This window comes from Flavobacterium sp. (genome assembly GCF_004211145.1).
GTDB lineage: Bacteria > Bacteroidota > Bacteroidia > Flavobacteriales > Flavobacteriaceae > Flavobacterium.
This window is the reverse complement of the sequence record NZ_SEBS01000003.1, coordinates 107,930-121,651: the sequence shown is the minus strand read 5'-3', so window position 1 is coordinate 121,651 and position 13,722 is coordinate 107,930. Positions and strand designations below refer to the sequence as shown.

At 46.3% G+C, this 13,722-nt stretch carries 12 protein-coding genes; 7 read left to right on the top strand and 5 right to left on the bottom strand.

The window, feature by feature from the left end; genetic code table 11:
- Nucleotides 1-113: 113 nt before the first annotated feature.
- The 3 genes from EOO50_RS02325 to EOO50_RS02315 all read left to right on the top strand — a co-directional run bounded on the left by EOO50_RS02325 (nucleotide 114) and on the right by EOO50_RS02315 (nucleotide 4,985).
- On the top strand, nucleotides 114-572 hold the full coding sequence (locus tag EOO50_RS02325) for a hypothetical protein (protein ID WP_290837497.1): 459 nt from the start codon (nucleotides 114-116) through the stop codon (nucleotides 570-572).
- 82 nt (nucleotides 573-654) lie between these two features.
- On the top strand, nucleotides 655-3,171 hold the full coding sequence (locus EOO50_RS02320) for a PIG-L family deacetylase (RefSeq protein ID WP_290837495.1): 2,517 nt from the start codon (nucleotides 655-657) through the stop codon (nucleotides 3,169-3,171).
- Nucleotides 3,172-3,275: 104 nt separating this feature from the next.
- On the top strand, nucleotides 3,276-4,985 hold the full coding sequence (locus tag EOO50_RS02315; protein WP_290837494.1) for a sodium:solute symporter: 1,710 nt from the start codon (nucleotides 3,276-3,278) through the stop codon (nucleotides 4,983-4,985).
- A 108-nt stretch (nucleotides 4,986-5,093) separates the two neighbouring features.
- On the opposite strand, the gene EOO50_RS02310 is transcribed toward EOO50_RS02315, so the two are convergent.
- Nucleotides 5,094-5,936, bottom strand: a complete 843-nt coding sequence (locus EOO50_RS02310) for a DUF2911 domain-containing protein (protein ID WP_290837492.1) — start codon at nucleotides 5,934-5,936, stop codon at nucleotides 5,094-5,096.
- A gap of 131 nt (nucleotides 5,937-6,067) precedes the next feature.
- Here EOO50_RS02310 and EOO50_RS02305 point away from each other — a divergent pair, with 131 nt between their 5' ends.
- The 3 genes from EOO50_RS02305 to EOO50_RS02295 are packed head-to-tail and all read left to right on the top strand — an operon-like array spanning nucleotide 6,068 to nucleotide 8,120.
- Nucleotides 6,068-6,529 (top strand): SRPBCC family protein, encoded by a 462-nt coding sequence (locus EOO50_RS02305; protein ID WP_290837490.1) that lies wholly within the window; start codon nucleotides 6,068-6,070, stop codon nucleotides 6,527-6,529.
- Nucleotides 6,526-7,815 carry a deoxyribodipyrimidine photo-lyase gene (locus EOO50_RS02300; protein ID WP_290837489.1) on the top strand — a complete coding sequence of 430 codons (1,290 nt, stop codon included), beginning with the start codon at nucleotides 6,526-6,528 and terminating at the stop codon, nucleotides 7,813-7,815. Before EOO50_RS02305 ends, EOO50_RS02300 begins: the two co-directional genes overlap by 4 nt.
- 14 nt (nucleotides 7,816-7,829) lie before the next feature.
- Complete coding sequence (locus EOO50_RS02295) at nucleotides 7,830-8,120, top strand: TIGR03643 family protein (RefSeq protein WP_290837487.1); 291 nt, start codon at nucleotides 7,830-7,832, stop codon at nucleotides 8,118-8,120.
- Between the two features lie 15 nt (nucleotides 8,121-8,135).
- Here the strand turns inward: EOO50_RS02295 and EOO50_RS02290 are convergent, their stop codons facing one another.
- From EOO50_RS02290 to EOO50_RS02275, 4 genes are all read right to left on the bottom strand, one after another.
- Complete coding sequence (locus EOO50_RS02290) at nucleotides 8,136-8,804, bottom strand: HAD family hydrolase (RefSeq protein ID WP_290837485.1); 669 nt, start codon at nucleotides 8,802-8,804, stop codon at nucleotides 8,136-8,138.
- A 302-nt stretch (nucleotides 8,805-9,106) separates the two neighbouring features.
- On the bottom strand, nucleotides 9,107-9,832 hold the full coding sequence (locus tag EOO50_RS02285; protein WP_290837483.1) for a tRNA threonylcarbamoyladenosine dehydratase: 726 nt from the start codon (nucleotides 9,830-9,832) through the stop codon (nucleotides 9,107-9,109).
- 55 nt (nucleotides 9,833-9,887) lie between these two features.
- Entirely contained in the window at nucleotides 9,888-10,541 is a 654-nt protein-coding gene (locus EOO50_RS02280) for a TatD family hydrolase (protein WP_290837481.1), read from the bottom strand.
- The gene (locus tag EOO50_RS02275; RefSeq protein WP_290837479.1) at nucleotides 10,541-11,140 is read right to left on the bottom strand and encodes a DUF1684 domain-containing protein; all 600 of its coding nucleotides are present in this window, start codon (nucleotides 11,138-11,140) and stop codon (nucleotides 10,541-10,543) included. The genes EOO50_RS02280 and EOO50_RS02275 overlap by 1 nt, the downstream gene beginning before the upstream one ends.
- A 1,183-nt stretch (nucleotides 11,141-12,323) precedes the next feature.
- Between EOO50_RS02275 and EOO50_RS02270 the strand changes: the two genes are divergently transcribed.
- On the top strand, nucleotides 12,324-13,535 hold the full coding sequence (locus tag EOO50_RS02270) for an MFS transporter (protein ID WP_290837477.1): 1,212 nt from the start codon (nucleotides 12,324-12,326) through the stop codon (nucleotides 13,533-13,535).
- Nucleotides 13,536-13,722 lie beyond the last annotated feature (187 nt).

The window sequence follows — 13,722 nt, the reverse complement described above, 5'->3', positions numbered from 1 at the left end:
TTCATTTTTAAGATACTGAAAATCAATGATAATAGCATTTTTAATTTTTTGCAGCCACCGATTGGCATCAAAGTTGAAAGGCCGAGCGTAACATTAACCTAAAACGTTACGTCATGAAAACCTTCAAAATTTTAACCCTCGGAATATTGTTGACAACTGCCTTTGCAAACGCACAGGTTTCAGTAAGTGTAAACATCAATGCCCCGGCTCCCGCTTGGATCGCGGCTCCGGTTCCTTCAGCACAATTTTATTATTTGCCCGATATACAAGTCTATTACGACAGGCCGGCTGCACAGTTCATCTACTACGGTGGCGGCGGTTGGGTTCGCGCAAGGCATCTTCCCGCCTCATACGGTTATTACAACCTGAACCGCGGACGCACGGTTTGTTTGACGGATTACCGTGGATATGCGCCTTACCAACGCCACAACGTCTACAAGACGCGTTACGCCAGACCGCATTATGCCCCAAGACGCGTCGCCTACGTAGCCGATCGTCACCATCCGGGACATCACAAGAACTATTACAAGAAAAGTCATAGGAAATCACACGGTCGTCACCACGATCATTAACACAAAGGCGCACATAAGCGCCTTTTTTTGTTGGGCGTTATTTAGTACTTTTGGAATCCATCGCAAAAACCTATCCCGGCACATGCACAAACATCTATTCAGGGCCGCCAGCCTTTTCCTGTTTTTTACAAGCTTTTTACACGCGCAACCCGTAAAGCCTAACGCTGTGGAGATTTACGCGCGCATCCAGAAACTCAATTTTCTGGGTTCGGTCTTATATGTCGCGGCTCATCCTGACGACGAGAACACGCGCCTCATATCTTGGTTCGCCAACGAAAAACACACGCGGACGGGTTATCTGTCGCTGACACGCGGCGATGGCGGACAGAATCTCATCGGTCCCGAATTACGAGAACTCCTCGGCGTAATCCGCACACAGGAACTCATCGAAGCCCGAAAAATCGACGGAGGCGAACAATTCTTTACACGCGCGAACGATTTCGGCTATTCGAAAAACCCGGATGAGACTTTACAAATTTGGGACAAAGACCAAGTACTTTCGGATGTGGTTTATGTGATCCGAAAATTCCGACCCGACGTCATCATCAATCGCTTTGACGCGCGAACTCCGGGAAGCACTCACGGACATCACACGTCGTCGGCAATGTTGAGCCTTGAGGCGTTCATTAAAGCGTCCGACAATAAATCTTATCCATCTCAATTGCAATTGGTACAACCATGGAAACCGAAGCGATTGTTCATGAACACATCATGGTGGTTCTATGGAAGTAAAGAGAAATTCGACAAGGCCGACAAATCCAAGTTGACGACACTCGAAACCGGAACCTATTATAAGTCATTAGGGAAATCGAACCAGGAAATTGCCGCCTTGAGCCGCAGTAGCCACAAGTCGCAAGGTTTCGGAAACACAGGCGAACGAGGCGAAGAATCCGAATATCTCGAATTCCTCAAAGGCGACTTACCTAAAGATTTTAAAAACTTATTTGACGGCATCGATACGTCATGGAATCGTGTCGAAGGCGGAAAAGCCATCGGTGAAATTTTGTCGAAAGTGGAAAAAGACTTCGATTTTAAAAATCCGTCGGCCAGCGTTCACGAACTTATCAAAGCGTACAAACTTATTTTGAGCATAGACGACCGATATTGGCGCGACCTGAAATCGTCGGAAATCAAAGAAATCATCGCGGCCTGCAGCGGACTTTATCTCGAAGCCGTTTCCAATTCGCGCGAAGCCGTTCCCGGTGGTTCGCTTTCGTTAAAGATCGAGGCCATCAACCGAAGCGATATCCCAATGAAATTTGGAGAAATCCGCATCAGCAACACGTACGGCGACGTCATTATGGATCCGCCTCCGAAGACCTTTGAATTCAACAAAAAATATTCACTCACGGCCGTCACTTCGATCGCGAAAAACGCCGACTTCACCCAACCGTATTGGCTCGCCCAAAAAGGAAGCGTGGGAATGTATCGGGTCACGGACCAAAGTCTTATTGGCAATCCCGACGTGGAGCGCAACACCAAAATGACGTACAGCGTCATCATAGACAACGTCATCATTCCTTTTATCCGAAATGTGGTTTACAAATACAATGACGACGTGAAGGGCGAAGTGTACGAACCGTTCGATATCATCCCGATCGTGACGACTTCGATTCAGGATAAGGTCGCGATTTTCAGTGATTCAAAACCGAAATCGGTGAGCGTAAAAGTGACGTCGGGCGAAAATGATGTGAAAGGTTCGCTGGCTTTGGACCTGCCGAATGATTGGAAGGTCGAACCGGCTTCATCGACATTTTCGCTTGCCCGAAAAGGCGAATCGACCGTGTTGACATTCTCCGTAACGCCGCCATCCAAAGCGAGTGAAGTCGTCGTGAAAAGCATCGCGACCGTAAATGGCCAGCAATCGGACAAGGAACAGACTGAAATCAACTATCCGCACATCTCGAAACAACAGGTCTTAAAAGCGTCCGAAGCGAAATTCATCAAGCTCGACATCAAGACCGGAAACGAGAAAATCGCATACATCATGGGCGCCGGAGACGAAGTTCCCAAAAGTCTGCGTCAAATGGGTTACGACGTCACGCTGCTGACCCCGGCTGAAATCACGCCCGAACGTCTCGCCGATTTTGACGTCGCGATCACGGGAATCCGCGCGTACAACGTCGTAAAGGAACTCGAATTCAAACAGGCGTTCCTGCTCGATTTCGTCAAGCAAGGCAAGACGATGATCGTGCAATACAATACGCTCGACGATTTGACGTCGAAGGAAATGGCGCCGTATCCGCTCAAATTATCTAGGGAACGCGTGACCGAGGAAAACGCCGAAGTCCGGTTTTTAAAACCCGACCATCGCCTGCTCAATTTCCCGAATAAAATCACATCATCCGACTTTTCGAACTGGACGCAGGAACGCGGATTGTACTATCCGAACGAATGGGACAAAGCGTTCACGCCGATCATTTCGTCTAACGACAAAGGCGAATCGGCCAAGGACGGCGGGATTTTGGTCGCCCAATTTGGAAATGGACATTACATTTACACCGGATTGAGTTTCTTCAGGGAATTGCCTGAAGGCGTTCCGGGCGCCTTCCGGCTCATGGCAAACATGATTTCGGTCGGACAAAAAACAAAACTATGAGAGAAAAACACGTCACCGGCTGGAAAAAAAGTTACACGTGGGTTTTGCTCGCGAACGTGGGCTACATCGTGATCTTTTATTTCCTAATGCAAATCTTTTCGTAAATGCACCAGATTGATTGGATCATTTTATCGGTCACGCTACTGTTCATAGTGGTTTACGGCGTTTATAAGACGCGCGGCAGCAAGAATGTCGAAGATTATATCCTGGGCAATAACGAGACGCCTTGGTGGACCGTCGGGCTTTCGGTCATGGCGACACAGGCCAGCGCGATCACGTTTTTGTCGACGCCGGGACAAGCGTACGCCGACGGAATGGGTTTCGTGCAATTCTACTTCGGGTTGCCTATCGCGATGGTCATCATCAGCATCACGTTTATCCCGATTTTCGCGCGACTCAAGGTTTACACGGCTTACGAATATCTCGAGCAGCGATTCGATTTGCGCACGCGTTCGCTGGCCGCCATCGTTTTCCTGATCCAGCGCGGACTCGGAACGGGGTTGACGATTTACGCTCCGGCGATCATCGTGTCGACGTTACTCGGATGGAATCTGACGCTGCTCAACATCATCATCGGGATCATGGTCATCATCTACACTTTTTCAGGCGGTACGAAAGCCGTGAACGTGACACAAAAACAACAGATGTTCGTGATCATGCTTGGGATGTTTCTCACATTTTTCCTCATTTTGAATCTGCTTCCGAACGATATGTCGTTTACGAATGCGCTGCAGATTGCGGGCGCGAACGGCAAGATGAACATCGTCGATCTGTCGTATGATCCTGAAACGAGATACACGTTGTGGAGCGGCATCACGGGCGGTTTTTTCTTGATGCTCGCGTATTTCGGTACTGACCAGTCGCAGGTTGGGCGTTATCTGTCGGGCAAATCGATCCGAGAAAGTCAAATGGGATTGATAATGAACGGCTTTTTGAAAGTGCCGATGCAGTTTTTCATTCTGCTTACGGGCGTGATGGTTTTCGTGTTTTTCCAGTTCAATCCCGTGCCTTTGAATTTTAATCCGAACAACAAGATCGTGATCGAGAAATCGAAATACAAGGAAGAATACCATCAGCTCGAGGACAAACTTGCGAAACTCACCGAGGAAAAGAAAGAGTTCAACCTCATTTACATCGACCATCTGAACCAGGGTTACGACAATCCGATCCTGCGCAAACAACTGGTTTCATTGTCGGGACGCGAAAACGACTTGCGCGACCAGGCGAAGGAACTCATTTCAAAAGCCGACAGCAAGGCCGAGAAAAACGACAAAGATTACGTGTTCATCCATTTCATATTGAATTACCTGCCGCAGGGTTTGATCGGATTATTGCTCGCGGTGATTCTGTCGGCGGCCATGTCATCGACGGCTTCGGGTTTGAGCGCCTTGGCATCGACGACGGCGATCGACATCTACAAACGCAACGTCAAATCGATAAAATCCGAAAAACATTACGTGAACGCGACGAAGTTCTTCACGTTGGTCTGGGGCGTGATCGCGATCCTGTTCGCGTGTATCGGCAACTTGTTCGAGAATCTGATACAGTTGGTGAACATCATCGGATCGATCTTCTACCCGACCGTTCTCGCGATCTTCCTCGTTGGATTCTATATGAAATTCATAAAAGCGAAGGCGATCTTCTGGAGTGCCGTGATCACGCAGCTTTCGATCTTTTACATTTACTACGCGTATATCTACAAGGAAGAAGTCATCGGATTTTTATGGCTGAACTTCATCGGAGCCGCGATGGCGATCGTATTGGCCGTGATTTTTCAGGCGACCATTTTCCGAACGAAGTCACAAACGATATAAAAAAAAAGGCGTCCCGATATGGAACGCCTTTTTTATTTGTTTCGAGTTTAAGGTTTAAAATTTGCACATCGCAAACCTTGAACCCTGAACCCTGAACCTTGAACCAAATTATCCCTTACTCCACTCCGAAATGCTATCCTGGTTCATTTTCACATAATCCTGATTCTTCGCAGTCTGAGCAGCGGCCAGTGACAATTTCGCCGTTTCGACAGCGCCTTTCTTGTCGCCAAGTTTCGCCTGGATCAACGATTTTTGGCGCAACATCCAGAACGGTTTGTCCTTGTTCAGATCGAGCGCCTTGTTCACGTAAGTCAGCGCTTTGTTCATGTCGCCGCCCGATTGGTAGAAATATTGTCCAGCCGAGAAATAATCGTTCGAGCCCGGACCTGAAAGCGTTTTTTCGATGCTGGCCAAAGCCGTCGTATTCGTCGGAACTTCGAATTTCACTGGAACCAACGTCTTTTCCCAACTGATCTCCAAAATACCGAAATTGTTGTCAAGGTTGTTTACGGCAAGTGTGAACGATTCCACATTTCGGTTCAACATCACGGGTTTTACCGATGTTTTGAGCGCAACTTTCGCCTCGCTCCACTCTTCGGGCGTTCCCCAGTTTGAAATGTCGGTGTAAAAAATAACGTCCCAGCTATCAATCTTCGGAACCGTGAAGATGGCGTATTTTCCTTTTTTAAGCGTTTTGCCGTCGATCGTCACATCTTCGCTGAATGTGATCATGCTGTTCTGGTTAGCGCCGGTTCTCCACGTTTTCCCGAAAGGAACGAGATCTCCGAATACGGTGCGGCCTTTCATCGACGGACGCGAATAATCAACCTCGACATCGGTCAAACCGACAACCTGCGTAAATGTCGCGTGCGGGCTTGCGGCAGGCGTTTTTACTTGTGCGATCGCGTAGTTGGCGATAAAAATCGCTAAAGCAATAATAATTTTCTTCATGTTTTTAAGTGGTTTTGTTGCGTTTCAAAATTACGAATAACGCCTGCGTCAAATGTTAATATTTCCATAATTCCAAACTTTAAATGTCTAACAAATTAGGGTAATCGTTGAACAGTTTTTATCTTTAAAGTATGAAATTATACCAATTGCACGCCGTCCAGAATTTTCCGGTTCCCATACAAAAAGTCTGGGATTTCATTTCCACTCCAAACAATCTTGCCGTGATCACGCCGCCTTCGATGGGATTCAAGACATTGTCGGGAGGCGATCGCGATATGTTCGCCGGCCAGATCATCGACTATACGATCACGCCGCTTTTCGGATTGAAAATGAATTGGGTGACCGAGATCACGCACGTCGAAGACCAAAAATATTTCGTCGACGAGCAACGCTTCGGGCCTTACTCGTTTTGGCATCACAAACATTTCCTTGAAGAAGTCGACGGCGGGACCAAAATGATCGACTCGTTGCATTATAAGGTTCCGATGGGAATTCTCGGCCAATTGGTCCACCCTATTCTCGTCAAGCCCAAACTCGACGAAATTTTCGAGTTCCGACGCAAAAAACTAATTGAAATCTTTGGCGAATTATGACGATATTCTGGTTCAGGCGCGACTTGCGCGTTGACGACAATTGCGGTTTTTTCCACGCGCTCAACGGGGTCGACGACGTGTTGCCGATTTTCATTTTCGACAAAAACATCCTCGACGAACTCAAGAAAGACGACGCGCGCGTCATGTTCATACACGACCTGCTTGAAAACGTAAACGCCGATCTCAAAAAACACGACCGGAAACTCGCGGTTTTCCACGGCGATCCGGAGAGCATCTTCAAGAAACTCATTAAAGAACACGACGTCAAAAATGTGTTCACGAACCACGATTACGAACCGTACGCGACCAAACGGGACGAGGAAATCTCCGAACTCCTTAAAAAAGAAAACATCGGATTCGCGACTTTCAAGGACCAGGTCATTTTCGAGAAATCAGAAATCGTGAAAGACAATGGTGAACCTTATGTGGTTTATACGCCGTTTTCGAAACGTTGGCTTGCGGAATTCAATACGTGCGAGATCAACCATTTCCCGTCCGAGCGGCATTTGGCAAACGTCGCAAAACACAAACATCCGTTTCTATCGCTCAAGGACATCGGTTTCGAGAAATCCGAAATGAAGGTTTTCGATTATCACCTGACTCCCGAAATCATTCGCGAATATGAAGACCATCGCAACTTCCCGGCGATCGAAGGCACGTCGCGGATCAGCCCATATTTGCGTCATGGCGCGCTCAGCATCAGGAAAGTCGTGGAGAAAGCGTCGGCCGAGAAAAATAATACTTTTTTAAAGGAACTCATCTGGCGCGAATTCTTCATGCAGATCCTGTGGCATTTCCCAAAGACCGTTTCGCACGCGTTCAAACCTGATTACGACCGCATCAAATGGCGATATGCCGAAAAGGAATTCGAAAAATGGTGCAAAGGCGAAACGGGTTTCCCGATGGTCGACGCGGGCATGCGCCAACTCAACGAAACGGGTTACATGCACAATCGCGTACGCCTCGTGGTTTCGAGTTTCCTGTGCAAACATCTGCTCTTGGACTGGCGTTGGGGCGAGGCGTATTTCGCTGAGAAATTATTTGATTACGAACAGTCGAGCAACGTCGGGAATTGGCAATGGGCGGCCGGAAGCGGTGTCGACGCGGCGCCTTATTTCAGGATTTTCAACCCGTCGGAACAGATCAAAAAGTTCGATAAGGATCTGAAATACGTGCGAAAATGGATTCCCGAATACGAAACGTTCGACTACCCGGAACCGATGGTCGACCACAAAGAAGCACGCGAACGTTGCCTCAAAGTATATAAAGAAGGATTGAACCGATAGAAGAATCAACGTCCATGACTGAAAACGCAAGAATATTCGACATTTACGAAATAGACAGGATCATTGAAATGGCATGGGAAGACCGCACGCCGTTCGATGCCATCAAATTCCAGTTCGGGCTTTCACAGGGCGAGGTCGAAAAACTGATGCGCAAAGAACTCAGGCATTCGAGTTTCAAAAGATGGCGGAAACGCGTATCGTCGGGCGTCGGCGTAAAACATTTGTACAAAGCCCAACCCGATATGTCGCGCTTCAAATGTTCACGGCAACGCGCGATCAGCAACAACAAAATTTCGAAACGTTAGGAACCAATCGTAACGCTAAACGCCAAACCCTAAACTTCGAATCCTTTCAAAATTCAATTCATCAAACCGACTCACAACCAAATCAGCTTCTGAATAATCCTGCCCTTTCGAATGTTCGCTGTCGTATCCGATGCAAAACAAACCTGCGCCTTTAGCGGCCTTGATTCCATTCGTACTGTCCTCGATCACGACGCATTCGCTTTTTTCATGCCCCGACAATCGCCACGCCTCAACGAAAATCGCAGGATCGGGTTTTGACTTCGGGAAATCCTCGCCGCTCACGATGTGAGAAAAATACGGATACAATCCAAAGCGTTTAAAAACTCGGTTAATCGTAACCTTCGCGGCGCTCGACGCCAAGATCAACTGCATTCCGTTCGCGTGCAAATCCTTGATCAGATCCTCGACGCCTTCCAACAGGTACAAATCTTCCTTGGTGTCAAACGCATCGTTGAACAACCCGCGTTTCACTTGGATCAAATCGTAGGTTTCAGTGTCGATCCCGAACAATTGCTTTACCTTTTCGTATACGTTCTTCGTAGAATTTCCCGTGAACGATTGGTACAATTCGGGCGTAACCTGGATGTTTAATTGCTTGAAATGCTCGTGGTAGGCATAATGATGCACGGGTTCGGTGTCGACGATGACGCCGTCCATGTCGAAGATTACTGTTTTTTTGTTCATTTGAGGTTTGTTCATTTGTTCATTTGAATTTTTGCCTTCCGAGGATGTTTTTTGGTTTATTCGGCTAATAGGATAATGGGCGAGCTTTTCGTTTAACCAACTAAATAATTTACCGATTAAACATTTTTTGGGCGTTCCGGCGGCAGGAAATATCTGCTTCAAACAACGAATAAAGCCGCCGTCGGGCTTCCGTTCCAATCTTTCGTCACTGCGCAGGCTGCGTTACAAAAGGATTTCCACTAAAATCCCTAACGCGGCGTAAACGCTGTCCTGACGACTTCAGCATTTCAGCACCTTAGCACTCACGCACTTTTCTTCAACAAATAACGAATCACCGTTTCCGCACAATACAACCCGAACAATCCCGGCATATAACTGCTCGTGCCGTAAAACGACTTCTTGAAATTCTTGCCGTCGGTGACTTTTACGCTCGCGACGTCCTGGATTTCGGACGAGAACACGACCTTGATTCCCTTGTCGATCTTATACTCGCGTTTCAGGCGTCTTTTGATGGCTTTGGCGAACATGCAGTTCTCGGTTTTACTCACGTCGGCGACCTTGACTTTTGCGGCGTCGAGTTTTCCGCCCGCGCCCATGCTCGAAATGACCTTGACTTTCTGGCGTTTCGCCGATACGATCAGATTGAGTTTGGGCGTCACGCTGTCGATGCAATCCACGACATAATCGAATTCCTTCGAAACCAGTGCGTACGCGCGTTCGGGCGACAAAAATTCGTTCAGGCGCGTGAGCTCGAGTTCGGGATTTATGTCCATCAGACGATCACCCACGACATCGACTTTTAGTTTTCCTACGGTCGAATGCAAGGCCGGCAATTGCCTGTTGATGTTCGTGATATCGACCACATCTCCGTCCACGATCGTCATTTTACCGACGCCCGCGCGTGCAATGAATTCGGCCGCAAACGAGCCTACGCCGCCAAGCCCGACGATCAATATATTGGATTTTTTCAGGTTCTCAAGTCCTTCTGGTTTAAAGAGCAGTTCGGCTCTTTCGGTCCATTGTGCCATTTTTTTTGCTGTTTTTGTTTAGGGTTTAAAGTTTAACCACGCAAAACGTTAAACCTTAAACTTTTAAATTAAAAACTCTTTCAAAGTTATTGGTTACCAAGATTTTCAGTTTGTCCAAACTCAAATCCTTGTATTTCGCGGCGAGTTCATAAACCTGTAAAATACTTTCCTCGGCCGTATCGGTTTCCAGAAAAAATCGATCGTCGGGTACACTTTGAAACACGGTTTCCAGTTCGGGATTCCGGAGCAACCATTTCCCGAACGACAAGTAGAACCCGTTGTCGACCAAGGATTTCGCCACCTGGGCGTTTTTTGAAAAACCGTGAATGACCATCGGAACTGAGATTTTCATGCGCTTTTTCACATCGATCACTTCCTGATACGCCGCGACGCAATGGATGATCACGGGCTTTTTGTATTTCTCGGCTAGCAACAATTGAAGTTCGAAAACTTCAAGCTGCAATGCTTCGGGCGTTTCGATGCGTTTGTCCAAACCACATTCGCCGACCGCCAGACACTTCTCGTCAGACAATTTCGCTTCGAGAAACTTCAGATCGGATTCGAGCCGGTTCTCGTCGACGCGCCACGGATGAATTCCGATCGAAAAATGATCCACCGAATCGTCGAACTCATCGGGATACTGGTTCACGAGTTCAAAAATCCCAGCATTTCCGGTTTGCGAATGCGTATGTAAATTGAGGAATTTCATCAATCGTGGAATTTTTTTACGCCGGCTTTTATCTCGACCGACAAATCGTTTTCAAGCGGTACGATCGGACACGAATATTTCGGATTGTACGCGCAATACGGATTGTACGCTCGGTTGAAATCGATGACGATCGTATCGCCCGCGGGAACCCGCAAATCGATGTAACGCCCGCCGATGTAACTTTCCTTTCCGCTTGTCAGGTCAGAAAACGGCAGGAAAAGGTGATCTTTATATTCGTCTTTTTTAGAAAGTTCGATGTTGCGATATACGTTCAATTTCAACGGTTTGCCGTCGATCGAAAATTCGATGATTCCGAAAAGCACGTACATCGGACGTCGCGCGCCCGTGGTTTTCATCTCGAACGGCCTTGCTTCCTTGACCTGGGAAAATTTCGCATTGACGATGTATTTCGCATCGATCGCGTAAAAATCCAATCCTTTGAAATGCTCGCGATCCGAGTCCAGCAAAGGCGATTCCTTTGGGTCGGCGTATTCGGAATCGAGTTGCTTCTGGTAGCTTTCGGCCGCCGCGACATCGTATTTGTCCTGCGAAAATCCACTCAGGCAGACGAAAAGTAAACAAATTGATAGCGACTTCATAGTTGCTTTTTTTACAAAAATATGTATTAATTGGGGGATTAGCGAATTAGAGAATTAGCGAATTAGCGGATTCGTTGTTCTAAACGTTTACGCTTATTCCTTCGATTGGAACTTTTACGCAGTTTAAAAGCGATTCGTTTTTACAAGTATGTTTGAAAATTAGCGAATTGGAAAATTAGCGGATTAGCGGATTCGATCTTTTAAACATTTACGCCTATTCCTTCGATTATAGTTTTACGCGGTTTAGACGCCATTTGTTCTTTCAATTTGAACGTTTTAAAAATTAGCGGATTAGCGAATTCGATCTTTTAAACATTTACGCCTATTCCTTCGATTATGATTTTACGCGGTTTAAAACGCCGTTTGTTCTTTCAATTTGGACGTTTTGAAAATTAGCGGATTAGAAAATTAGCGGATTAGCGAATTCGATCTTTTAAATATTTACGCCTATTCCTTCGATTATAATTTTACGCGGTTTAAAACGCCGTTTGTTCTTTCAATTTGAACGTTTGGAAAATTAGCGGATTAGAAAATTAGCGGATTAGCGAATTCGATCTTTTAAATATTTACGCCTATTCCTTCGATTATAATTTTACGCGGTTTAGACGCCATTTGTTCTTTCAATTTGTGCGTTTTGAAAATTAGCGGATTGGAAAATTAGCGGATTAGCGAATTTGATCTTTTAAACATTTACGCCTATTCCTTCGATTATGACTTTATGCGGTTTAAAAGCCATTTGTTCTTTCAATTTGCACGTTTGAAAGTTAGCGGATTGGAAAATTAGCGGATTAGCGAATTCGATCTTTTAAACATTTACGCCTATTCCTTCGATTATGATTTTATGCGGTTTAAAAGCCATTTGTTCTTTCAATTTGTACGTTTGAAAATTAGCGGATTGGAAAATTAGCGAATTAGCAAATTCGTTGTTCCAACCGCTTACGCGTATTCCCTTCGATTATAATTTTACGCGGTTTAAAACACAATTCATGCATCCAATTTGTACATTCGAAATTAGAAATTAGCGAATTCAATCTTCCAAATATTTACACCTTTTCCTCCAACCGGAAGTTTTACGCCATTTAAAACACGATTCGTCCCTCCAATTTGTACATTCGCTAATTCGCTAATCCGCTAATCCGCTAATTTTCTAATCATCTAATTTTCTAATCATCTAATCAACCCAATGCTCCAAACCGCCTTCTCGCGTTACATCAACAACTTCAAAGGTTTCTCGCGCGAGATTTGGATCCTTACGATCATTACGTTCATCAACCGCGCGGGCACGATGGTGTTGCCGTTCCTGACAAAATACATGTATGAGGATCTGAAATTCTCTTATGAACAGGTCGGGACGGTCATGGTTTGGTTCGGATTGGGTTCGGCTATCGGTTCCTGGCTCGGCGGACGACTCAGCGACAAGATCGGATTCTATAAAATTATGGTCGCAAGCATGCTCACGACCGGTTTACTGTTTTTCGTGATTCAATACGCGCGCACGTTCGAACAATTGTGCGCGAGCATGTTCGTGATCATGGTCATCGCCGACATGTTCCGGCCCGCGATGTTCGTATCGATCGGCACGTATGCGAAACCTGAAAACCGCGTGCGCGCCTTTACGCTGGTACGACTCGCGGTGAATTTAGGCTTCGCGGCCGGGCCTGCGCTTGGCGGCTTTATTATCATGGGAATCGGATACCAGGGCTTGTTCTGGATTGACGGATCGACGTGCATTCTTTCGGTAGCATTGTTCGCGCTGCTCGTCAAGGAAAAGAAAAAAGTGGTTTTGGAGCAGCACGAAATTGACGAAAAGCCGATTCCGTCGGTGATGAAAGACAAGATATTCCTGCTTTTTCTGGTCGCGAGTTTTTTGGTTTCGATGGTATTTTTCCAGATTCTGACCACGCTCCCGCTCTATCACTTCGAGCGTTACGGACTGACCGAAGTACAAACCGGATTGCTGCTCACGTTCAATGGATTGCTCGTCTTTCTTTTTGAAATGCCGATCGTGGGTTATTGCGAACGCAAGAAAATCGACAAACTCAAACCTTTTTTGCTGGGTGCGATCTGCATGGTATTCGGATTTTTGGTTTTGTTGCCCGACGATTGGGCAGGATTGCTCGTACTCAATATTATATTTCTATCGTTCGGGGAAATCTTCGCGTTCCCGTTCTCGAACGCTTTCGCCCAGAATCGCGCGCCGAAACAACGCATGGGTTTATACATGGGATTATTTACGATGATGTTCAGTTTGGCGCACATGGTCAATTCGAAAATCGGGATGGCGATTGTTTCTGGATTTGGTTATGGTGCGAATTGGATGGCGATGGCGGGATTCGGGTTGGTCGCTTGTGCGTTGTCAGCTTATTTGTTGAAGTTGACGAGGAAGGAAGTTTAGTTTTTTTGGAAGTGATTTTTTGCCACGAAGGCACGAAGGCGCGACGTTTTTTTTCCATTAAAGTGCTTCGCACTATTTTAGTTCGTAGCTTTTCTACTTGCTGCTTACACTTTCGTTTGTTTTGTACTTCAACATCTTAGCAATCAAATATTCCTAAAAAATCGTTAAATAACTAAAAATATAGTTT